General features: G+C 27.2%; 20 protein-coding genes and 1 other RNA gene. 14 read left to right on the top strand and 7 right to left on the bottom strand.

Going from position 1 to position 23,874, the window contains the following annotated elements:
• Nucleotides 1–17: 17 nt before the first annotated feature.
• The 5 genes from ACYQ1U_RS03200 (at nucleotide 18) to nhaA (ending at nucleotide 6,628) form a co-directional block, all read left to right on the top strand.
• Nucleotides 18–923 carry a cytochrome-c peroxidase gene (locus tag ACYQ1U_RS03200; RefSeq protein WP_459884234.1) on the top strand — a complete coding sequence of 302 codons (906 nt, stop codon included), beginning with the start codon at nucleotides 18–20 and terminating at the stop codon, nucleotides 921–923.
• Complete coding sequence (locus ACYQ1U_RS03195) at nucleotides 913–2,928, top strand: EAL domain-containing protein (protein ID WP_459884232.1); 2,016 nt, start codon at nucleotides 913–915, stop codon at nucleotides 2,926–2,928. The genes ACYQ1U_RS03200 and ACYQ1U_RS03195 overlap by 11 nt, the downstream gene beginning before the upstream one ends.
• Nucleotides 2,929–2,930: 2 nt before the next feature.
• Nucleotides 2,931–4,622, top strand: a complete 1,692-nt coding sequence (gene asnB / locus ACYQ1U_RS03190; RefSeq protein ID WP_459884229.1) for an asparagine synthase (glutamine-hydrolyzing) — start codon at nucleotides 2,931–2,933, stop codon at nucleotides 4,620–4,622.
• Nucleotides 4,619–5,383 carry a CorA family divalent cation transporter gene (locus tag ACYQ1U_RS03185; protein ID WP_459884228.1) on the top strand — a complete coding sequence of 255 codons (765 nt, stop codon included), beginning with the start codon at nucleotides 4,619–4,621 and terminating at the stop codon, nucleotides 5,381–5,383. Before asnB ends, ACYQ1U_RS03185 begins: the two co-directional genes overlap by 4 nt.
• A gap of 102 nt (nucleotides 5,384–5,485) precedes the next feature.
• Nucleotides 5,486–6,628 carry a Na+/H+ antiporter NhaA gene (gene nhaA / locus ACYQ1U_RS03180; protein WP_459884226.1) on the top strand — a complete coding sequence of 381 codons (1,143 nt, stop codon included), beginning with the start codon at nucleotides 5,486–5,488 and terminating at the stop codon, nucleotides 6,626–6,628.
• 308 nt (nucleotides 6,629–6,936) lie between these two features.
• Here nhaA and ssrA read toward each other — a convergent pair.
• Nucleotides 6,937–7,309, bottom strand: a transfer-messenger RNA (tmRNA) gene (ssrA, locus tag ACYQ1U_RS03175).
• Nucleotides 7,310–7,719: 410 nt separating this feature from the next.
• Here ssrA and ACYQ1U_RS03170 point away from each other — a divergent pair.
• Entirely contained in the window at nucleotides 7,720–10,854 is a 3,135-nt protein-coding gene (locus ACYQ1U_RS03170) for a bifunctional diguanylate cyclase/phosphodiesterase (RefSeq protein WP_459884223.1), read from the top strand.
• Here ACYQ1U_RS03170 and trpA read toward each other — a convergent pair.
• Nucleotides 10,851–11,573 carry a tryptophan synthase subunit alpha gene (gene trpA, locus ACYQ1U_RS03165; protein ID WP_459884221.1) on the bottom strand — a complete coding sequence of 241 codons (723 nt, stop codon included), beginning with the start codon at nucleotides 11,571–11,573 and terminating at the stop codon, nucleotides 10,851–10,853. The two genes, ACYQ1U_RS03170 and trpA, sit on opposite strands and share 4 nt — an antisense overlap.
• A gap of 109 nt (nucleotides 11,574–11,682) precedes the next feature.
• Here trpA and panB point away from each other — a divergent pair, with 109 nt between their 5' ends.
• The 6 genes from panB to dnaK all read left to right on the top strand — a co-directional run bounded on the left by panB (nucleotide 11,683) and on the right by dnaK (nucleotide 18,123).
• Nucleotides 11,683–12,459: a 3-methyl-2-oxobutanoate hydroxymethyltransferase gene (gene panB / locus ACYQ1U_RS03160; RefSeq protein ID WP_459884218.1), complete on the top strand. Its 777-nt coding sequence runs from the start codon at nucleotides 11,683–11,685 to the stop codon at nucleotides 12,457–12,459.
• A 9-nt stretch (nucleotides 12,460–12,468) separates the two neighbouring features.
• Complete coding sequence (locus ACYQ1U_RS03155; protein WP_459884215.1) at nucleotides 12,469–13,350, top strand: hypothetical protein; 882 nt, start codon at nucleotides 12,469–12,471, stop codon at nucleotides 13,348–13,350.
• A 91-nt stretch (nucleotides 13,351–13,441) separates the two neighbouring features.
• The gene (ruvB, locus tag ACYQ1U_RS03150) at nucleotides 13,442–14,437 is read left to right on the top strand and encodes a Holliday junction branch migration DNA helicase RuvB (protein ID WP_459886380.1); all 996 of its coding nucleotides are present in this window, start codon (nucleotides 13,442–13,444) and stop codon (nucleotides 14,435–14,437) included.
• 8 nt (nucleotides 14,438–14,445) lie between these two features.
• The gene (locus ACYQ1U_RS03145) at nucleotides 14,446–15,453 is read left to right on the top strand and encodes an AI-2E family transporter (protein ID WP_459884213.1); all 1,008 of its coding nucleotides are present in this window, start codon (nucleotides 14,446–14,448) and stop codon (nucleotides 15,451–15,453) included.
• A gap of 183 nt (nucleotides 15,454–15,636) precedes the next feature.
• Nucleotides 15,637–16,173, top strand: a complete 537-nt coding sequence (locus ACYQ1U_RS03140) for a nucleotide exchange factor GrpE (protein WP_459884210.1) — start codon at nucleotides 15,637–15,639, stop codon at nucleotides 16,171–16,173.
• Between the two features lie 72 nt (nucleotides 16,174–16,245).
• Nucleotides 16,246–18,123, top strand: coding sequence for a molecular chaperone DnaK (gene dnaK / locus ACYQ1U_RS03135; protein ID WP_459884208.1), 1,878 nt, complete (start codon nucleotides 16,246–16,248; stop codon nucleotides 18,121–18,123).
• 145 nt (nucleotides 18,124–18,268) lie between these two features.
• On the opposite strand, the gene ACYQ1U_RS03130 is transcribed toward dnaK, so the two are convergent.
• Genes ACYQ1U_RS03130 through hemH form a run of 3 tightly spaced genes read right to left on the bottom strand, consistent with a single transcriptional unit; the run spans nucleotide 18,269 to nucleotide 19,947 of the window.
• Nucleotides 18,269–18,649, bottom strand: coding sequence for a DUF2914 domain-containing protein (locus ACYQ1U_RS03130; protein WP_459884205.1), 381 nt, complete (start codon nucleotides 18,647–18,649; stop codon nucleotides 18,269–18,271).
• 1 nt (nucleotide 18,650) lies between these two features.
• A complete protein-coding gene (gene dtd, locus ACYQ1U_RS03125) occupies nucleotides 18,651–19,076 on the bottom strand; it encodes a D-aminoacyl-tRNA deacylase (RefSeq protein ID WP_459884203.1) in 426 nt (141 codons plus the stop codon).
• Nucleotides 19,051–19,947: a ferrochelatase gene (gene hemH, locus ACYQ1U_RS03120; protein WP_459884201.1), complete on the bottom strand. Its 897-nt coding sequence runs from the start codon at nucleotides 19,945–19,947 to the stop codon at nucleotides 19,051–19,053. Before hemH ends, dtd begins: the two co-directional genes overlap by 26 nt.
• 389 nt (nucleotides 19,948–20,336) lie before the next feature.
• Between hemH and ACYQ1U_RS03115 the strand changes: the two genes are divergently transcribed.
• Nucleotides 20,337–20,930 (top strand): hypothetical protein, encoded by a 594-nt coding sequence (locus ACYQ1U_RS03115; RefSeq protein WP_459884199.1) that lies wholly within the window; start codon nucleotides 20,337–20,339, stop codon nucleotides 20,928–20,930.
• A gap of 18 nt (nucleotides 20,931–20,948) precedes the next feature.
• Here the strand turns inward: ACYQ1U_RS03115 and ACYQ1U_RS03110 are convergent, their stop codons facing one another.
• Together ACYQ1U_RS03110 and ACYQ1U_RS03105 are read right to left on the bottom strand one after the other, a co-directional pair.
• Nucleotides 20,949–21,962, bottom strand: a complete 1,014-nt coding sequence (locus tag ACYQ1U_RS03110; protein ID WP_459884197.1) for a bifunctional 3,4-dihydroxy-2-butanone 4-phosphate synthase/GTP cyclohydrolase II — start codon at nucleotides 21,960–21,962, stop codon at nucleotides 20,949–20,951.
• A gap of 12 nt (nucleotides 21,963–21,974) precedes the next feature.
• A complete protein-coding gene (locus ACYQ1U_RS03105) occupies nucleotides 21,975–22,988 on the bottom strand; it encodes a CinA family protein (RefSeq protein ID WP_459884195.1) in 1,014 nt (337 codons plus the stop codon).
• A 48-nt stretch (nucleotides 22,989–23,036) separates the two neighbouring features.
• On the opposite strand from ACYQ1U_RS03105, the gene ppk2 reads away from it, so the two are divergent.
• Entirely contained in the window at nucleotides 23,037–23,840 is an 804-nt protein-coding gene (gene ppk2, locus ACYQ1U_RS03100) for a polyphosphate kinase 2 (protein ID WP_459884193.1), read from the top strand.
• Nucleotides 23,841–23,874: the final 34 nt, after the last annotated feature.

Raw genomic sequence — 23,874 nt, 5'->3', positions numbered from 1 at the left:
AAAACAAAAGGTACTTTATGAAAATTATAAGTATTTTAATGTCTATTGTAGTTGTATTGTTGTCTTATGATATAAAACCACTATATAAAATTAAAACAAATAAAGATAAAGTTTTACTTGGTAAAAAGCTTTTTTTTGATAAAAATTTATCTAAACATAAAGATATCAGTTGTAATAGTTGCCATATTATATCAAATTACGGTGTGGATAATAAGCAATTTTCTATAGGCTCAGGGGGAGTAATAGATACTCCAATGAATACGCCAACTGTGTATAATGTTGCATTTAATATTGCTTTTGAATGGAATGGTGGTAGTGATACATTACAAAAACAGACGATTAATGCATTAACTGATAAAAAGGAACATAATTTAACTATAGATGAGGTGGAAAAAATTGTTAATTCTAATAAAAACTATGTTAAGGAATTTATAAAAATTTATGGCAAAAAGCCTACTATTAATGAAATTACAGATGCAATAGCTGAATATGAAAAGAGTTTAATTACATTAAATAGTAAATTTGATAAATATTTGCAAGGAGAAATAAAATTAACTGAAGAGGAAAAGAGAGGATATATGAAGTTTAAAATATACGGATGTATAACTTGTCATAATGGAGTTAATGTAGGAGGAAACTCTTTTCAAAAAGTTGGTTTGTTTATAGAAAATATTGATCTAGATAGAGGATTTGATAGATATGAAGTAACAAAAAATCCAATGGATATTTATGTATATAAAGTTCCAAGCCTTAGAAATGTAGAAAAAACTTATCCATATTTTCATGATGGAAGTGTAAAAACACTAAAAGAAGCTATAAAGAAAATGGGACAGTATAATTTAGGTATTGTTTTGTCTTCTGAAGATATAGATGATATAGAATCTTTTTTGAAAACACTAACAGGAAAAATAAATGAAAAGTAAACAAAAAATAATTAGCTTAATAATATTTAATATTGTAGTAACGATTTCTTTATATTTGTTTCATAGGATATCAGAGGATTTCTTTATAAACAGTGATAAAATTTTACATCATATTAGTAATATTCAGATTAATGAAAATAAAATAAAGGCAGAAATATTATATATTAATATTTATCTATTTAAAGAAGTTGATACCTTAGGAAAATTAATTAATTCTCAATTAAAAGAAATAGAGATTTTGAAAAATAATAAAACTTTAAAACGGTTTTATCCAAAAACATATGAAGAATTATTAATATATGAAAAAAGATTTCTTAATTATAAAAAAACAATTTATGAGCAATTAAAATACTCTATTCCAATTAAAAATTCTATTATTTATTTGAGTAATTTAATGCCAAAAATTGAATTAAAAGATAAAAAGCATAAAAGAGTAATTTTTCAATTGCTATCTAAAATCTATTTTTCAAATAGAAGCTTATTAGAATTAAAGTTAGGAAATATTAGCTATTATAAAAATATATTATCTACTAACTCAATATATAATAGAACTTTTTTAAACCATTTAAGAATGATAAAAAATAACTTTAACTTAAGTATAAATAAATTGAAAGCTTTGTTAAATTATGATTTTGGCAGTGAAAAGGTTTCAAATTGCTTTTTTAAAGAAAATGAAAAATTATTAAAAGTATTTGAAACAATTTTAATATCTATAGTAATTTTAGTTTTTCTAATTTTAACTTTACTTACTTATCTAATATATAAGCTAGATAAAAACTATAGAAAAATAGAAAAATTACATCTTTTTGATAATTTAACTAATTTAAAAAACAGAATTTCATATGAAAAAGACTTAAAAAAATTAAAAAATGATAAAAACACTTTAATTTTAATTGATATAGATAATTTTAAACATTATAATGATTTTTATGGTAGTGAGTTTGGAGATAGTATTTTAAAGAATTTTTCTAATGCTTTAGATAAAATTGTAAATATTATAAGTTACAGGATTGAAGTTTATAGAGTAGGAGCAGATGAATTTGCATTATTATGTCATAGCATTGAACAAAAAGATGCTGTGATTGTTGCAAAAGAGATAGATAAAAAGATTAAAAGAGAAAAACTTAAAGTATTAGAAACAGAAGTGTCCTTAAGTGTTAGTATAGGTATAACTGATAAAAGGCCTTATTTAGAAAATGCTGATTTAGCATTAAAAGAAGCAAAATCTAATATAAAAGAAAATATTGTTTTATATAAAGATGAATTTTCTGAAAAATTAAAAGCAAACATAAACAGGATTAAAGAAATAAAGGAAGCTATAGATAATGTGAATAATAATTTATTAACTTATAAACAGGGAATATGTGATTCAAATAAAAATATTATCAAATATGAATTATTAACTAGAGTAAAAATAAATAATGAAGTTAGAAGTATTTTTCCATATTTAGGTGTTTTAAAAGACATTAAACAATATCATTTAGTAACTTTGCATATATTAAAAGATGCATTAAATATAGTTAAAAATTACAAACAAAAAGTTAGTATTAATATTTCTACAGAGGATTTATTAGATTTAGAAATTGTTTCTTTTATTGAGAAAAATTTTTTTAATAAAAATTTAGGTCAATATATAACATTTGAATTGTTAGAAACAGAATTTGCTAACTATGAAATTTTAACTGATTTTATAAAAAAAGCAAAAAAATTTGGTTCTCAAATAGCGATTGATGATTTTGGAAGTGGGTATTCTAATTTTGAAAGATTAATACAATTTGATGTTGATTATATTAAAATTGATGGATCATTAATTAAAAATGTTCTTGATAATAAAGCATCAGAGAATTTATTAGAACTTTTAATAGAGTTTGCAAAGAAACAAAATATTAAAACAATTGCAGAGTTTGTTTCAAATGAAGAAATCTTTAAAAAATTAAAAGATAAAGGTGTTTTATACTTTCAAGGTTTTTATCTACATAAACCAGAGTTTTTTGAAGAAAAATAAAAGTGTGTGCAATATTTGGAATTGAAGGAAAAAATGAAGAGACAACAATAAAAGCTTTAAGTTTAATGTCTCACAGAGGCAAGGATTTTAGCGATATAAAATCAAATAATAAATTCACTTTTGGATTCAATAGACTTGCAATTGAAAATATTAGTATTAATACCCAACCATTAAAAAGAGATGATGTTTTAGTAGTTTTTAATGGAGAGATTTATAATTATAAAAGTTTAATAAAAAAATACAATTTAGCTGCATTTACTGAAATTGAAGTTATATACGAATTATGGAAAAAGTTTGAATTAGAATTTGTGAAACTTCTTGATGGAATGTTTGCTATTGCAATTTTTGATAAAAAACTTTTTCTTTTTAGAGATCAGTTTGGTAAAAAACCTCTTTTTTTTACAAAAAATGCTTTTAGTAGTGACATAAATCCTTTAATAGAGTTAGTTGGAAAAAAGATAAACTTTAAAGCTCTTAGTGAATATTTAGCCTACAATTCCTCTATTGCTCCAAATACAATTTATGAAGGAATTTATAAGCTTCCTGCTGGATGTTATTACGATGGAGAGATAAAAAGATGGTACGATTTTGATAGATGCCAAGTCCCAAGTTCCAAGTCCCAAGTAGTTTCAGAAGTTGAAAATTTATTAACAAAAAGTATTGAAAAAAGGCTTATGGGAGAGGTTGAGATTGGGTCTCTTCTTAGTGGCGGTGTTGATAGCAGTTTAGTTGTAGCTATTGCAAGTAGATATAAAAAGCTTGATACTTTTAGCATAGGATATGAGAATAACGAAAATTATGATGAAAGAAACTATGCTAAGCTAACAGCTAAACATTTAGGAGTTAAAAATTATGATGTAGTATTAAGCAAAAGAGATTTTTTTGAGAGTTTTGAAGATGTGATTGAGAGAATGGGAGAGCCAATTGCTGATAGTAGTTATTTTGCAGCATTCCATTTAGCAAAATCAATTTCTCTAAAAGTGGTTTTAAGTGGTGAGGGTAGTGATGAGTTGTTTTTAGGATATAGAAGGTATGAAGAATATTTGGGTTTTTTTAATGCAAGTTTGCCTAATAAAAAATGGCTAAAAAAATACCTTGAGAGGTATCCAGAAGATATTAAAGAGTGGGAAATATTTAGAAGATTTTTTGCAGATGAGGTGGTTTTTCGTGGAATTAATGAGACATTTTTTCAAAGGCAAATAAGAAAAGTTCTTAGAAAAAATGCAAACGAAATAGATTATCGTAGATTTTTAAAAGGTTGGGGGAGTTTTGACTTTACTTATTTTGATTTAAAAGTTTGGATAGGTGAAGTACTCTTAATGAAACTTGATAAAATGTTTATGGCTTTTTCAATAGAAGCTAGAAGTCCTTTTTTAGATAATAATTTGGTAGAATATGTATTTACTTTGCCAGAAAACATTAGAGGCTCTAAAAAATGGATAATAAAAGAGATAGCAAAAAAATACCTGCCACAAGAGATTGTTTATAGGAGAAAAAAAGGTTTTGCAATTCCATTTTATGAGTGGCTAAAAGAAGAAGGCGAACTAAAAAGGATTATAGATATAAATAGAAAATCAAAAATTTTTAATGAAGAGTATCTAAAAGCTATTATAAAAACAGGTCATAGAAGATATAAACAACATATTTGGACGTTTTATCTTTTTAGTAGATGGTTTGAAAAGGAGTTTTTGTGAAGTCAAAATTAGATAAATTTTTAATTGATGATATTGAAAATAAAGATCACCCAAGTGACTTTGAATTTACAAAAAGTTATTCTATTTTGATTTTGAGACTTCCTTTTATAAAGGATGATAAAGTAGAAGTAGTTTCATATGCTTTTTTAATTGATAAAAATATTTATATTTTTAATAGAAAGTTAAAAGAATTTGAACTATTAGGTGACTTTTTAGAGTTGCATAAATTTTTGGATTTAAGAATAGATAAAATTTTAGCAAAATTAAATAAATTTCATATGCAAATAGCAAAATTAGAAGATGAGTTGTATGAAAACATAATTGATAAATCTTTTGCAAATGAGTGGTTAAAACTTAAAAAGGATTTAGTATTAATTGAAAGGCTTATGAGCCATGCTGAAGTTACATTTGAAAGGTTTTTAAAGCATTACAAAGAAGAAGTGGATAATTTTGCTTTTAAGGATTTAGAAGAGCATTTTGATAGAGCTACTAGATTTGCTAAAAATGCAATTGAAAAACTTGATTATTTGTATGAGTTTTTTAGAGCAAAACAAGATGAGAAAATGAATAAAATTATGTTTGTTTTGACACTCCTTTCAGGTATATTTTTACCTCTAACGCTTATTACAGGTTTTTTTGGAATGAATACAGGTGGTCTTCCTTTTATAAATGATCCTCAAGGAACTGCTAAAGCAATAATTATTGGTATAATTTTAGAAATTCCAATTTTATATATAATTTGGAAAATGATGAAAAGCTAAAGCATTATGATAATAGAGCTAATGAGCGTTAACTTTTGTTATTTTGAGAGTTGAAAAATTATGTATAATTATATTAGATAAGCGTTAAATTAAGGAGGGGAAATGAAAGTTTTAAATATATTCAAAGGAGAAGCAGGAGTAGGGATTATTTTGATAGTATCTACTATTTTTGCTCTATTTTTAGCGAACTCAACTTTTAGTAATTTTTATTCTCAGTTTCTTGATGCTCCTATCAAAATTCAATTTGGAAATTTTGAACTAGCAAAACCTTTAATTTTATGGGTAAATGATGGACTGATGGCAATTTTTTTCTTTTTAGTAGGGTTAGAGGTTAAAAGAGAAATTTTAGAAGGTACTCTATCTTCAATCTCAAAGGTTACCCTTCCAGCTATAGCAGCAATAGGTGGAATGGTAATGCCAGCTGTTATTTATACTATTATAAATTTTAATGATTCTTTAGCTATGAAAGGCTGGGCTATACCGACTGCCACTGATATAGCATTTGCTCTAGGAGTTTTAGCACTTCTTGGAAATAGAATACCAACTAGCCTAAAAGTATTTTTAATGGCCTTAGCTATAATAGATGACTTAGGGGCTATTATAATTATTGCATTATTTTATACTAGTGATTTATCAATAGTTTCTCTAATTATTGCTGCTGGTGCTATTTTTGGACTTTTTTTACTTAACTTTTTTAATGTTACAAGAAAATCTTTTTATATATTATTTGGAATTATTTTATGGGCTAGTGTATTAAAATCAGGTGTTCATGCTACTCTTGCGGGAGTTATTTTAGCTATGTTTATACCTTTAAAGCCAATTGATGGAAAAAGTTTATTGAAAGAGTTTGAACATGAACTTCATGGGTTTGTAAGTTATTTTGTTTTACCTCTTTTTGCTTTTGTAAATGCAGGCATTGATTTAAGAGGGCTTGATGTTCAAAAATTATTTACAGGTGCTCCTTTAGGTATAATGTTAGGACTTTTCCTTGGAAAACAGTTAGGTGTATTTGGGTTTTCTATGATTGCAATAAAATTAAAAATTGCAAAAATGCCAGATAATGTAACTTTAAGAAAATTTTATGGAGTAAGTGTACTTACCGGTATAGGATTTACGATGAGTTTATTTATTGATTCATTAGCATTTGGAGATGCTTCTTTATTTAATTATGCAGATAAATTAGCAATATTACTTGGTTCATTTATTTCAGGAGTTGTTGGATATATGATTTTAAGAAAATCCTAAAACTTCATATTTTAACATTACGAAAAAGCTAAAAAGTGTAAACGGGAGAGTCGTTAAAAAAATTACAACTGCTTGTCATTTTTAGGCTCGTACGGTGATGAAATGTGCAAACTTGCACTTCATACGCCTATAAGCGCCCTATGGGTTAAGTACGCTTTTTTTGACGCTTTTTCTCCGTTAAAATTAGCAATTGTCTCATTCAGTTATCAGTTTAAAAAAAATTGATACATGACCTTAAATAAGGTTTGGTATTATAACTACAAAATAATGAAATATTTATCTAATGGTATCTGACACTTAATATTCACTGGTGGAGGTGTCGGGAATCGAACCCGAGTCCAGAAGTAGATTACCCTAAGCGTCTACACGCTTAGTCTGTTGATTGTACTACTGGGAGGCTCAACAGACAAAGCCTTTATCCCAGTAGGGGAGGAGATGGTTTTGGAAACTTTAGTCCACCCACCTAAAGTTCCCTAGCCACACTTTACTCTCCGTCCGAGGAGGTGGCAATCCTCAGTGGACGGAGGCGCCCGAAATCCCTAATTAAGCAGCAGCTGTTGCTACTGCTGGGCTGTAAGATTTGTTGTTTGCTGCGTTTATTTTTAGTGGACCGTTTTACGGCTTGTCCAGGCCGACGTGCAGCTTAGGGCTTTCTACCCCTGTCGAAGCCATGTCACCCCCGCACTAAGCTTAAAAAGCTTACTACGCGAATGACTATTGAAATAATATCAAAAAATCCTTAAAAAGTCAAACAAAGTTTAAGAAAAGTTTAAGTTTTAATATAAATAAAATTATAGCATATTCTTTTGTCAAAAAAAGTCGTTAAAATTTATTTGTTAATTAGGGAAGATTTTTAATATACTTTTAACATAGTTATAACTAATTATATCAAATTATTTTATTTAGAGTAAATAATTAAAGTTTAAAAATTAAAATTAATATTTTATATAAATTTATTAATTAAAATATTGTATATATTTAACTTAAATAAACTATTTATCAATAATATAAAAGTTGCTATAATTTGATGCTCTGTAATAATTTTCTCTACATTGTTTTTTTGTAGAGATTTAGCAACTAAGGAGAGCAAATTGTATAAACTAGCTATATGTCCCCATGATATTGAGATAGAAAAGAATAGACTATTTTGGGAAAGCTTTTCTAAAAATTTAGAAAACACCTTAAAAAAATCTATTAAATTAATTTTATTTAAAAATTATTATGAAGAAAAAGAAAAGTTTGATAGAAATTATGAACTTTTTTATGCAAATCCTATAACTGCATACAAGTTATATCAAGAAGGATATAAACCATTAGCAAAGTTAAAAAATCATAAAGATGCTTTTGTTATTATTGGAGAAAAGAATAATTCAAAAGAAAGAAATATTTTAACTCTTGTATACCTCGAAACTCATTTGCTTCCTATTTTGTATTTTCATGAATTTGATTTTATTAATACAAAAATAAAGTACCTTCCAACGCAAGAGAATATATATTATTCTGTAAAAAACAAAGAAGCTGATTTTGGGATAATGTATAAAGAAAATTATGAAAATATTAATGATGAAGAAAAAGTTCCTATTATAAAAGAATTATATTCTAACTTTTCTCATTTTTTAATGGTAAAACCTGAATATTATAATGAAATAAAAGGAGTCATTAAAGATTTTAAAGAGTTTGAATTAGTTGATGAAGAAAATTTTTTAGAAACTTTTAATGTTAATTTACAAATAAGAACTATTCTAAAAATAAAAGAGTTTTTTGATACTATCAAAGAGATATATGAGATACCATTTATAGGAGTTGCTGTATATAAAGAAAAAATTATTTATGCAAATGATAATTTTCAGAAGTTAACTGGATTTACAATAGATGAACTTCAAAATATGAGTATTATGGATATAGTTACTGATGAATATAAAAAGAAAAAACAAAAAATAATAAATAGAAGGTTAAAAGGAGAATATTTTTCTATATCATATGAAGAACTTAAAATTAGAACAAAAAATAATATTTTTAAATATGCACTTGGATTTTCAAGTACAATATTTTATAAAGAAAGTTATGCTGGGTTTATGTTATTAGTTGATATTACAAAACAAAAAAGATATGAAAAGCTTTATAAAGCTTTGAGAAATGTTAATAGAGCTATAATTTCAGCTTTAACAGAAGAAGAACTTTTTAAAATTATTTGTCGTACTTTAGTTAATGAACTTGATATAAAGTTTGTTTGGATAGGAAAACCTGATAAAGATAACAAATATTTTGAAGAAATATATAAATGCGGAGATGATAAAGGGTATTTAAATGTTATAAAAATTAAAGTAGATTGTGATTCTCCTGAAAGTAAAGGACCAACAAGTAGTGCTTATAGAGAAGGAAAAATTTTTATTAATCCTAATACAAAAAATAATCCTTTAATGTTACCTTGGAGAGAAGAGATGTTAAAAAGGGGGTTTCTCTCTTCTGCAGCAATTCCAATTATGAAAAATGGTAAAGTAATAGCTGTTTTAAATATTTATGCAAAAGAGCCTTTTTATTTTGAAGAAGAGAATAGAAGTTTGCTTAAAGATCTTAAAAGAGATTTAAGTTTTGCAATTGAAAAAATTGAGACTATTAAAAATAGTCTTATTTTGAAAAATGCTATAGAAAAGTCGGATGAATGGGTAGTTATTGTTAATGATAAAGGACAGATTGAGTATGCCAATAACTATGTTTATAAACTTTCAGGTTATAGTAAAAATGAACTTATAGGAAAAAGTCCTAAAATTTTTAAATCAGGTTATTTTAATAAAGAATTTTATAAAAACTTGTGGAAGACAATTCTTTCCGGTAGAAAATTTGAAGCTATTTTTGTAAATAGAAAAAAAGATGGAAGTCTTTTTTACTTAGATGAAAAAATAATTCCTATAAAATTTAAAGATAATAAAAAATTTATAGGAATTGCGAAAGATATTACCAAAGAGATTATTTTAGAAGAAGAGATTGAAAAGTTAAAGCATTATGATGTAATGACTGGTCTTTATAATATAAATGGGTTTAGATTTATTGCAAAAGAGTTTATTAAAAAACATAGAAATAAAAAAATTGTGCTAATTAAAATTGACATTGACAATTTCTCTATTATAAATAAGAAGTACGGAATAGAAGTAGGAGATGAAATATTAAAAGAGTTTGCTAATAGATTAAATATTAGTGGATGTATAGTTGCAAGGACAGGTGCTGATGATTTTTCAATATTATGTATTATTAACGAAATTGATGAAATTATCAAAATTTTGAAAAAACTTGAGAATATTCAAAAAATGCCTTTTAAAAAAGATATTTATTTAGATATTAGGGGAGGTATTTCAATATATCCTATTGATGGAAAGAATTTCGAACAACTTTATGGAAATGCTTCTATTGCATTAAAAAAAGCACATGAATCTAAAGAAAAATTTAAATTTTATAGTAAAGAGTACGAAGAAAATATTGAAAAATTTATAAGAGGAATAGATTTAATTAAAAAAGCAATAGAAGAAAACCTTTTTGTATTTTTTTATCAACCATATTTTTCAATTAAAGATGGAAGTATTGCTGGTGCTGAAGCACTTGTTAGGATTAAAGATAAAAATAAAATTTATCCACCAAATGAGTTTATTGATTATTTAGAAGGATCGCCATATCTTGAAGAATTTGAAAACTGGGCTTTAAAAGAAGTTGTTTCAAAAATTAATAAATGGGATATACCAATAAGTGTAAATATTTCTGCAAGAACTTTTAAAAATCCTAATTTTAAAGATAAAGTTTTTAAATATGGAGAAAATTTAAAGAATTATTTAACTATTGAAATTACTGAGAGGCTTTTTGCTGAAAATATTGAAAATACAAAAAAAATTATTGAAGAATTAAAGAAACTTGAAAATGTTAGAGTTGCAATGGATGATTTTGGAACAGGTTATTCCTCTTTAGTTTATCTAAATGAGCTAAATACTGATGTATTAAAAATAGATATTTCATTTGTTAGGAAACTTGATAAGAGCTTAAAGACAAAGGAAGTTGTAAAGTTTATTATTGAGGTTGCAAAATTGCTTAATATGAAAACTATAGCTGAGGGTGTTGAAAATGAAGAACAGTTTAATATTCTAAAAGAGCTTGGCTGTGATTTTGTTCAAGGATTTTTATTTGAAAAACCTCTTGAAGAGGAAGAATTTGAGAAAAAATACTTTAAAATAAAAAGTTAAGAATTTATTTCTTCTTTTATAATTTTTGCTTTTTCGCAAATCTTTTTAATTTTTTCGCTATTACTGATATCTTCAAGTAAAACTTTTACAAATGCACTTCCAACTATTACTCCATCTACGTCTTTAGCTTTTTCGCGAGCTGTTTTTTCATTTACACCAAATCCTATGTAAAGCGGTATATTTGTAGTTTCTTTTACTATTTTTATAATATTACTCAAATCTTCTTTTTTATCAGCACCGGTGATTCCTGCATAAGCTACTAAATAAATGAATTCTTTTGGATTTTTTAGGATACTTTTTATTCTTTCTTTCGAATCAGTTGGTGCAACAAATGAAATTAATGGAAACGTATCCTCATAGTTTATAGCTTCTTCATAAGGCAAATCTGGAATGATAAAGCCTTTTATTCCATATTCTTTTGCTTTTTCTACCATAAAATCGTAGCCTTTATGGTAGAAGTTATTAAAGTAACCCATCCAATATGTATCAATTTTATTTGCTATTTTTTCACTTACAAAAAAAGTATCAGTTAATTTATATCCATTATCAATTGCCCTTTTATTTACTTCTTGAATAATCTCTCCATCTGCTACTGGGTCCGAAAAAGGAATTCCAAGTTCAATTCCATCTACTCCATTTTCTTTTAATGAATTAATAAGATCAATTGTAAAATTTTTATCAGGATATCCTGTAGTTATGTAAGCTAATAATTTTTTCATTTTATTCCTTTAACTCTCAATTCTCCGTGTGACCACTTTTTAAAAGGAGACAATTCTTAATTTAATTCGTGGTATAATTAAATTTATGAAATTATATCAAAGGAAGCGAATGAAAAAGACCTTAAATTTTCTTTATAAAAAAGAAAAACTTACAATGATTACTGCATATGATGCACTTTTTGCCAAAATTTTTGATGAAATAGTTGATATTATTTTGGTAGGCGATAGTTTAAATATGAGTTTTTTAGGAGAGAAGGATACCATAAATGCAACAATTGATCAGATGATTTATCACACTCGTGCAGTATGTAATGGTGCTAAAAACGCTTATATAGTTTGTGATATGCCTTTTGGTAGTTATTCTACGAAAGAATTAGCACTTGAGAATGCTATTAAAATTTATAAAGAAACAAAAGCAGATGCAGTTAAACTTGAAGGTGGAGTAGAAAAAGCAGACACAATAAAATTACTCACAGATAACGCAATTGCTGTTGTTGGACATATCGGACTTATGCCACAATTCTCTAGAAGCGAAGGTGGATATAAAGTAAAAGGCAAAGATGAAATATCTCGCCAAAAACTCCTTGAAGATGCTAAAGCAGTTGAAGAAGCTGGTGCTGTTATGCTTGTAATTGAAGGTGTAAAAGAGGATGTCGCACGTGAAATTACTGAGAGTGTAAATATTCCGACAATTGGAATTGGTGCGGGACGTTATACTACTGGACAAGTACTTGTTTGGTCTGATATGCTTGGGTTTTTTGAAGAATTTAAGCCAAAATTTGTTAGACGATATTTAAATGGAGCTGAAATAATAAGAAGTGCTGTTAGGAAATATGTAGATGATGTAAATTGTGGAAAATTTCCGGGGGAAGATGAGATTTATTAAGGAAGTAAAATGAATGGTTTGAAAGAAATTTTATTAAATATTATTGAGATTCAAAAAACTCCGTTTTATAAAAAATTAGAAATAATTGAAAAGTATGATGAAATAGAACTTACAAAAAAAGGTAATTTTAAAAGGGAGTTAGTAAAAGAATTAGTTGAGAACGGAATGTATTTTGGTGTAGATGGATATAATGAAGATAATTATTTTGAAATTAAGCTATTTAAAAATTTACTTTTGAAAGAAAGATTTTATAGAAAATACAAAGGAAAACTTGTAAAGGTAAAGAAATTTCAAACTCTATCATTAGAAGAGAAGTTTTCTGTAATTTTTATGAAACTTCATATAAGAGATATAATTGACAGTACCTATGATACATGTTTTGGAATGCAGTTAGTTGGAGAATTTGTGCCATTTGATAATATTGAGCAGATATTTGCTGCGGCAATGTATGCGGTATATGAAAATAAAAAAGATATTTTGTCAAAAATATTAAAAGCTGTTATTTATCAGTTTGGTATATTAAAAGATAATAAGTTGATTTTGGAGTTAAATATAACAAAAATAGACAGTGAAGATATTATTGATTTAAAAGATATAAATAAAAGAGTTGCTGATTTATTTATTGATTCGATACTGCATGTTAATGATAAAGAGTATAATCAAAAAGATATCGAAATTATTAATAGATTATTAAATACATATTATAAATTTGCAAATATGCAAGATAATTATGAACAATGGTATTTTAAATGGCTTGAAAAAATGGGAAAAAATATAGACATAAAAAGATTAAAAAAAGAGACAGAAGTTATTATGGGACATTTATTACAAGTAAGTAGTGAAGTTAAAAAAATAGAAGCAATTGCAGTAATAGAGAACTTTAAAAATTAGAAAATAAAAAGAGGCAAGAATGTTTATAGTAATGACTCTTTTAGAAATTTATTTAAATGAAAATTACGGATTATTTAGAGGTTAAAGGATAATAGTGAGAATAGTTGAAATTGAAAAAGTAAGTTTTGAAGAAGGGTATGAAAAATCTCTTAGACCACAAAATTTAGATGAATACATTGGACAAGATCAGATTAAGAAAAATTTAAAAGTTTTTATTGAAGCAGCTAAAAAAAGAAAAGAGCCAATGGATCATATGCTGTTTTTCGGACCACCGGGACTTGGTAAAACTACTCTTGCAAATATTATTGCAAATGAAATGAATGCTAATATCAAAACTATTTCAGCTCCAATGCTTGAAAAAAGTGGAGACCTTGCAGCAATTCTTACAAATTTAGAAGAAGGGGATATTTTATTTATTGATGAGATTCATCGTCTAAAAGCCACAATAGAAGAAGTGTTATACTCTGCTATGGAGGATTTTAGGCTTGATATTGTGATAGGTTCAGGTCCGGCAGCTCAAACAATTAAAATTGATGTTGCAAGGTTTACTCTTGTTGGTGCTACTACAAGAGCTGGAATGCTTAGTAATCCTCTTCGTGATAGATTTGGAATGAGTTTTAGGCTTAATTTTTACAATGAGGATGATTTGTCATTAATTATTACTCTTGCAAGTAAAAAGCTTAACTTTGATATAAATAATGATGCTGCAAAAGAAATTGCAAAACGTTCTCGTGGAACTCCAAGAATAGCATTAAGGCTTTTAAAAAGAGTAAGAGATTTTGCTGAGGTTGAAGAAAAAAAAGTAATTGATAAAAAAATAGCAAAATATGCATTAGATGAACTTGGAATAAACGAACACGGATTTGACGAACTTGATATTAGATTTTTAAAACTTCTTGTAGATGCAAAAAAACCACTAGGACTCTCAACCATTGCAGCGGCACTTAGTGAAGATGAGGATACGATTGAAGATATGATTGAGCCGTTTTTAATAGCGAACGGATACATCGAAAAAACACCAAAAGGTAGAATTGCAACAAGAAAAACTTATGAAATACTTAATTTAACTCCAACAGTACTATTTTAAGGAGAAAAATGAACTTTTTAACTTTTTTAACATTAATAGTTGGATATTTTATGTATTTAACATATGAACCATATCTTTTAGATATAGCAATTGCATCTCTTATGGCAATAGCTTTTGGGAAAATTGATTATAAATTATCTAACTATATAAAAAATAAGTATATTTTGACAAGTGTAGTTACATTACTGCTTGCTGTTTTAATTTTTGGACCTGTTTTATATTTTGTGATAACTGCGGGCAAATTTATTGCTAACATTAATTTTTCGGATATTAAATTAATTTTTGATAAGCTCAAGGATTTATTAGATTATTTGCCAGATGTTTTATCCAATCAAATCAATCTATATCTGACTGAAGAAAACATACAAAAGATATATCAATCAGTTGTACCAATTTTAGGTACTCTTACTGCAAAAAGTGCTGTATTTATAAAAGATAGTTTTTTGATTATTATATTTTTCTTTTTTGCTACTTTGTATGGTAAGGAAATTTTAACTTACTTTAGAAATGTTATTCCAATTGAGGATGAGAAATTAGAGAGACTTTTTTTGGGAACAAGTGAAGTTATGAGTGTAGTGTTTTATTCTACAGTTTTAACTGCATTGCTTGAGGGTGTTTTATTTGGTTTTGTTGTAAGTCTTTATGGACTAAATTTCTTTTTTTTCACAATTATGTATGCTTTTGCTTCATTAATTCCTGTAATTGGTGGAATTATGATGTGGGGTCCTGTTAGTTTATATTTATATGCTAATGGAAATATAGAAGGAGCGTTGGTAGTTTCAATTTATTCAATTATTATGATTTCAATTATTGCTGATACTTTTATAAAACCAATGATTATAGCTTGGGTAAAACAATTTTTTGAAAGTGATACAGAGCTAAACTCTCTTCTTATATTCTTCTCAATAGTAGCTGGGCTTTCTTCTTTTGGGCTTTGGGGAATAATTATAGGACCTGCTGTTACAGCTTTATTTATTTCAATATTAACATTTTATAATAAAGTAAATAAGATTTAGTCAAATACACTAAACTTTTCTAAAAAAAATCTTTAATTTTCTTGACTTTTGTCTTTTAAATCGTTATAATTTCAATGTAAAAATAAAATTGAGTAATAGGTATATAACTCAATATAAGCTCTTTGAAAATTATGCTATTGAATGTTAAGTTTTTATATTTAATTTAAATAAAAGGAGGGGACAATGGGAAAGAATCATAAAAAGCCCCAAGACAATGAAAAAATCAGTCCTGAAAGACAAGAAAATAATCAAAACATCAATATTGAAGATGTTTTAAAAGAAAATGAAGAGTTAAAAGCTAAGCTTGATGAAGCATTAAGAGCTTATGCAAAGTGTGAAAATGACAAAAAAATTATAAAAAAAGAAGCTGATGCTTTAGTGGATTTTGCGTATGAAAAATTTGCAAAGGATTTATTGCCTGTTGTAGATTCGTTAGAACTTGCATTAGCACATGCTAAAGAGATTGAAGATAAAGCGGAAGCTTTTGATAAATTAGTTGAAGGTGTAGAACTTACTCTTAAAAAAATGCTTGATGTATTTAAAAATCACAATATTGAACCTGTTGAGCATGATGAATTTAACCCAGAGTTTCATCAAGCTGTTCAACATGTTCAAAGCGAAGAACACGAAGATGGTGCTATAGTTGATATTTATCAAAAAGGTTATAAGCTTAAAAATAAACTAATTAGACCTTCAATGGTAACTATCAATAAAAAGTAAAAAAGTTCCAAGTTCCGGATTCCAAGTCGGAATGAGGAATAAAAAAATAAAATAAATTTTAAGGAGGGAAAAATGGGAAGAGTAATAGGAATTGACTTAGGTACAACTAACTCAGCAATGGCATATTATGATGGAAAAGATGCAAAAATTATACCAAATAAAGAAGGTAAAAACACTACTCCTAGTGTAGTGGCATTTACTGATAAAGGTATTTTAGTAGGTGAGCCTGCTAAAAGACAAGCTATCACTAACCCAGAGAGAACAATTTATTCGGTAAAAAGAATTATGGGTATGATGTGCAATGAAAGTAAAGCTCAAGAAGCTAAAAAACATGTTCAATATAAAATTGTTGATAGAAATGGAGCATGTGCTGTTGAAGTTGATGGAAAAGTTTATACTCCTCAAGAAATTAGTGCAAAAATATTACAAAAATTAAAACAAGATGCAGAAGAGTTTTTTGGTGAAGAAGTTACTGAAGCTGTAATTACAGTTCCAGCATATTTTAATGATGCTCAAAGAAAAGCAACTCAAGAAGCTGGAAAGATTGCAGGGCTTAATGTACTTAGAATTATCAATGAGCCAACTGCAGCATCTTTAGCATATGGTCTTGATAAAAAAGGGGAAGAAAAAATATTAGTATATGACCTTGGTGGTGGTACATTTGACGTAACAGTTCTTGAAATTGGCGATGGAACATTCCAAGTGCTTGCGACTGATGGTAATGCATTCCTTGGAGGGGATGACTTTGATAATAGAATTGTAGATTGGTTAATTGAAGAGTTTAAAGCAGAAACTGGAATTGATTTAAGTAATGATAAAATGGCACTTCAAAGATTAAAAGATGCAGCAGAAACAGCTAAAAAAGAACTCTCGACAAAAGATGAAACTGAAATTAACTTGCCATTTATTACAGCAGATCAGACAGGACCTAAACATTTAGTTAAAAAATTAACAAGAGCTAAATTTGAGGCAATGATAGATGACTTGTTACAAGAAACTCTAAAACATATAGATACTGCTTTAAATGATGCAGGATTATCTAAAGATGAAATTGATGAAATTGTAATGGTTGGTGGTAGTACAAGAATACCAAAAGTGCAAGAATTAGTAAGTAATTACTTTAATGGTAAAAAATTAAATAAATCAGTTAACCCTGATGAAGTAGTAGCTCTTGGTGCTGCAATTCAAGCAGGTGTACTTAAAGGTGATGTAAAAGATGTGTTATTGCTTGACGTTACACCATTAAGTCTTGGTATTGAAACTCTTGGTGGAGTAATGACAAAAATTATAGAAAAAGGTACAACAATACCTGTGAAAAAATCACAAGTATTTAGTACTGCTGAAGATAACCAAACAGCAGTTACAATTCACGTATTACAAGGTGAAGCAGAACTTGCAAAAGATAATAAATCACTTGGTCAATTCAATCTTGAAGGAATTAGACCAGCACCAAGAGGTGTACCACAAATTGAAGTTACATTTGATATTGATGCAAACGGTATCTTAAATGTAAGTGCAAAAGATAAAGATACTGGAAAAGAACAAAAAATTACAATTACAGGAAGTTCGACTTTAAGTGAAGAAGAAATTGAAAAAATGATCAAAGAAGCTGAAGAAGCAAATAGAAGAGAAAAAGAAAGAATTGAAGCTATTAAAGCAAGAAATGAATTAGATGCAGTTGCATATCAAGCTGAGAAGTTTATTAAAGACAATAAAGACAAACTTGGTGATGTAAGTACTCTTGAAGCTAAAATTAAAGAAGCAAAAGAGCTAGTAGAACAACAAAGTGAAGATAAAGCTAAAATTGAAAGCTTAAAAAATGAAATTAATACTGAATTACAAAAAGTAGCACAAAATATGGCAGCACAAGGTAATACAGGAAATGCTAACCAAAACAGCTCACAAAACAAAGGAAATGATGACGATGTAATTGATGCAGAGGTTGAATAAGCCTCTGCTTATTTTACTAATACAAGTTTTATGTAAGTTACCAATGTTCTCCTCTGACACTTTATTTATGTTGTTGTTTAATTTTTAGTTTCTAATTTAATTAAGTGTTTTTAATTTTCAATTTTTTATTTTCAATTTACTATTTTTATTTTGTAATATTAAACTCTCTAGTAGCAATTACTTCACTTCCATCAACAATACTAACTCTCCATTTACCAGTAAAAAAAGGTCTTATTGTAATATACGAATAAGTCCTCCATCTAATACCTGAATAAATAGGTAATTTAATATCAGCATATAACTTCCAAACACCGTTTACTTCTTTTTCCCATATAAAATCAATGAGTCTATTTGCTTGGATGTTTTTAAAATATACAAAAGCATAAGCTTTTTTGTCTTTTATTGTAAATTTTGTAGTAACGTTTATAGGAGTTAAGGCTTTAACATTTTTACAAGTTACAAATTCTTTAATATCATAACTAAAAAGATTAGATAAAAGAATTAAAAAAAAAGTAAGTTTTTTCATTTTAGACCTCCAAAATTATAGTCACAGGTCCATCATTAGTGATTTGAACTTCCATCATAGCACCAAATATACCATTTTTTGTGATTATGTAATTATTTAAGCATTTTAACATTTTATCATAAAATTCTTTTGCTTTTCTAGCTTCCATAGAATTTTGAAAGTTTGGCCTAGTCCCTTTTTTAGTAATTGCCGGTATTGTAAAGTTTGGAATAAGTAAGATTTCTCCTTTTATTTCAATTACATTTTTTGAGAAATTTTCTCCAAAAAGTCTCATATGTGAGATTTTTTTTGCCATTTTTTCTATTTTGTCTTCTGTGTCTTCTTTTTCAAATCCTATTAAAACACAAAGACCTTTATTTATATCATTTATTAATTTGTCATCAACACTTACACTTGAATATTTAACTCTTTGAATTACTGCTTTCATGTGCTATCTCCACTAAAAATTTTGCAATTTTTTCATTATCATTTGGACAATCTATTACTTTATAGTTTTTTATACCAATTTTGTTAGCGATATGGGCATATTCAACTTTTAACTCTAAATCTGTCTCACTGTTGTCTATCATAAAAGATATTGGATAGATTAAAATATTTTCATTTTTAAATTTTTCAAGTTCGTTGTGTAAATATGGTTTTAGCCACTCGCTAAATCCAAATCTAGATTGATATGCAAGATTAATGCTTTTAAATGTTGGCAAAATATTTTTTAAAATTTCTACATGCTTTTCTATGTGAGATTGGTATTTATCACCCTTTTCAATCATTTTTTTCGGAAGTCCATGAGCTGAAAAAATTAAATGCCAATCATTTGGATTTTCAACTTCTTGTAAAATATTTTCTTTTATAATTTGATTAAATCTTTCATCTTCAAAAAATGGTGTTACAATATTTATTTTATCTTTAAAATCAATTTCTTTCAATTCATCAAGAGAGCTTTCATATGTTGTAAAAGAGTAGTGAGGATATAAAGGTAAAAATGTGATTTCATCGTAATTTTTTACTATATCTTTTAACTTTGGTTTTGTATAACGCATAGCATATAAAACATCTGTATCAGTATATTTTTTCATTTCAGTACATAGCTTTTCAGTCAAGTTATATATTCTACTACCACCAATACTTTCATAATTTTTCCATACTTTTTTATATCTTAAATTTGAAATAAGTACTGCTAATATGTGTCTAATTGGAGATGAAATTATTCTTTTATCTTTAAACATATTATACAAGAACTCTTTAAGCTCAGCTGCATTTCTTGCACCACCCATGTTATGAAGTATTATTGCTTTTTTCATGATAACCTTTTTTTATTTAATTTTACCAAATATTTTTTTGCTTTTTATTTTAAAATAAGCTTTTCTTGCATCCTTAATAAACTTACAAAGTATTACGAAAAAGTTAGAAAATATAACTAATCATTTTTTTTTAATTATTAGTGATACTTGGCACTGACTAAATAAAGCGAAACAATTGCAAATTTTAACGAAACAAAAGCGTTAAAAAAAGTGCACCTAACCCCGAAGGGGCGCTTGCGTTTGCACTTTTTAGCTTTTGCGAAGCGTTAAAAAATTTGCACTCTTGTTGAGTGCATTTAGCCAGTGTCTGATACTTTTAAACTTGAAATTATTTTTTATTTTAATTAGAATTCTATTTCTAAAACAGAATTTTATAAAAAGGAGAAAGGATGACAAAATTATTCAAAACTTTATTAGTGTCTGGAGTGTTTTTAGTTTCAACTGCTAGTGCAGATTATTTTGTTGGTGCAAAGATTGGTGGAGGAAGTGGAAAAGTAAGCGTTTCAAGTTCTAGTGGTAATTCATATACTTTTACTGATAGTGATTCAATTTCTACTACTGATACTCAAATTTATGTAGGTAAAGGTAGATTTTATTTATTTTATCAAACTGGAAAAATTACTACTGATAGTAAATATATTGGGGATTTTGATTACAATGCATTTGGGATAGGATATTATTATCCTTTTCAAAAAAAATTTTCAATTAGTTCAGTTAAAATTCAACCAGAATTTATGATAGGAATAGGATATGATTCATTAACCGGAAAAAGCAGTGGGACATATGATGATGATAAAACAGGTATATTAATTCCTATGTCTTTGGGGGTTAGTGTATCAACAAAATCTTTTGAATCTATTAAGTTAACTGCTGATATGGGATATGATATTCATGTAGTAAATGATTCAACTTCTACAAGTTATGATGGAAGTTGGAATTTTAGTGGATTTAGATATAATGTAGGGGTAAGATATAGTTTCTAATTTTCTTACCCTTGTTTTTTATATTTTTACATACTCCTTTATTTCAATTCCAAAACCTTTTAACGCATTGAGTTCATTTTTGTGTCTAGATAAAAGATTTAATTTTTCTATTCCAAGAGACTTTAAAATCTGAGCTCCTATTCCAAATTCTTTATTATCTTTTGCATCGGAATCTATAAAAATAATTACTCCATTGTTATATTTAATATATTCAAGAACTTTTTTATATTCTTTCATTTTTTTATCATCAAGTAAAAAGTCTACATTTTTAGTAACTTTATAAAATTTTATGTTTGTTGTTGTTTTAGGATTATTTATTAGAGCATAATGAATATGTCCTAAATGGTCTTTGAATGTATATTTTTCAAAAGCAACTCCATCAATTTCTATTTTTTCTTTATTTATAATTTTAACTAAGCTTTCTATCTGCAAGCGATACTCTACTATGTCTGAGATGTAAACAACTGCTAAATTATGTTTTTTAGCAAATTTTGCTAGATCAGAGCGTCTTGCCATTGTTCCGTCTTCATTCATGATCTCACATATAACAGCGCTTGGATAAATTCCAGCTAAACGGCATATATCAACACTTCCTTCTGTATGGCCAGTTCTGACTAACACTCCTCCATCTTTTGCAATAAGAGGGAAAATATGACCTGGACGAACAAAATCATCAGATTTACTAGTAGGAGAGCTTAGTTTTTTAATGGTTAAATCCCTCTCGTAAGCACTAATTCCAGTTTTAGTTTCTTTTGCATCTACACTGATTGTAAAAGCTGTAGAAAAACTTTCCTTATTTGAATCAACCATAGGTCTTAGGTCAAGTCTATTTGCTATCTCTTTTGTAAGAGACACACATATAAGACCTCTCCCTTCTTTTGCTAAAAAATTAACTTTTTCAGGAGTGGAAAATACACCAGCATAAACTAAATCTCCTTCATTCTCTCTATCTTCATCATCTATCATTATAATGATATTTCCTTTTTGAATTTCTTCAATAGCTTTTTTTACTCTCTCAATTGAATTTGGCATAAATTACCTTTTTTATGAAATTTTACTATAAAGAGAGCTAAAATCTATAAACATTCTAATAGCATTCATCATTGCCTGATATTGAATGTAATTTCTATCTCCTTTAAAGTTATGTAACTCTACTTTAAGACTTTTTCTATCAGCTACCCCTATGTAAACAGTCCCTACAGGTTTATTAGGAGTGCCACCTGTAGGTCCTGCAATACCACTTACTGCTATAGCATAATCAGATTTAGAAATTTCAATATTACCAAGTAACATTTCTTTTACAGTCTGTTCACTGACTGCTCCGTATTTTTCAAGTGTAGTGTGTGATACACCAAGCCACTCTTGTTTGATCCAATTTGCATAGCTTACTACACTTCCATCAAAGCAATTACTAGTTCCACTAATTTTTGTGAGATTACTTGCTATAAGACCTCCTGTGCAGCTTTCAGCAAATGAAATTTTTTTAGGAGGTAAATGTTTTACAATATGTTCAAATATATCTCCAAAAATTATATAAGGGATAGCTTCTAATATTTCTTTTTTTATTTTGTCTTCAAGAGGTTCTGTAAAAATTTGTAAAAAACCACCAACATTAGGAGTTATTGTATATTCAAGCTTATGAGCGTTTAAAATTGGTTCAATAAACATTAAGGCGCTATCTTTATCAAATTTAAAAATATTGATTTCTTCGTACTCAGGAGTAATTAAAAAAATTTCTGGGACTTTATCTTCAAGTAAGATTACATTTACATTTTTTTCATTTAAAGTTACTAAAAAGCTATTTTTTGAAAATTTTGCCATTTCAGGCACTAAAAAGTCATTTTTAACTACAAGGTTTTGATTAGAAAGTCTTGCTGTTATTCTTGCAACAAGTGGATATGTTTTTTTATTTGTAACAATTAGCATATCATCATTTGGAATAAAATTTATATCAAAGCTATCTAGATATTCAATAGAGTCAAAACTTATATACCTAAAAAGTTCCTCTTTTAGAGCTTTTTTAAATCTCCATTCTTTTCCAATGAATAATACTTTCATACTATCTCCTTTATGTTATAATAATTATAACACAATTAAAGGTTTGTAATGCATTATGATATATCTAAATTGCCTGAATATAAAAAATCAAAAAATAAAGTATACAAGAGTAATGGAAAATTAAGAAACAGTTTTTATGAAGAGGAATTATTAAAATTACAAATAGAGTTAGTAAAACTTCAAATGTGGATAAATAAAACAAAAAAAAGAATGGTAATTCTTTTTGAAGGAATTGATACAGCAGGAAAAGGTGGGACAATTAAAAGAATTTTAGAACATCTAAATCCAAGAAGTGCAAGGGCAGTTGCTCTTCCAAAACCTAGTGATAGAGAAAAAAGTGAGTGGTATTTTCAAAGATATGCAAAACATTTGCCAGCTGGAGGAGAAATAGTTTTGTTTGACAGAAGTTGGTATAATAGGGCAGGGATTGAAAGAGTAATGGGGTTTTGTACTCATGAAGAGTATTTAAAATTTATTCGTCAATGTCCAAGATTTGAAGAAATGATAGTGGATGATGGGATAAAGTTTTTTAAATATTGGTTACAAATTAGCAAAGAAGAACAAAAAAAGAGATTAAAATCTCGTGAAAATGATCCACTTAAAAAATGGAAACTCTCACCAATAGATTGGGAAAGTCATAAAAAATATGATGAATATCAAAAAGCAAAAGGAGATATTTTTGCTTCTACTTCAACTCCTTATGCTCCTTGGATTGAAGTTGATGCAAATGATAAAAAAAGAGCAAGGCTTAATGTGATTAGAGATATACTCTCTCAATTTGAATATGATGGTAAGAGCGAAGATTTTTTTGCAGACCCTAATATTGTAAAAGTAGTAACACACATTGAATAAATTAAAAAATGAAAGTAAAAAGTGTAATATGATT

The sequence above is a fragment of the Caminibacter profundus genome, assembly GCF_054657155.1.
This window is presented reverse-complemented; position numbering and strand designations above follow the sequence as displayed.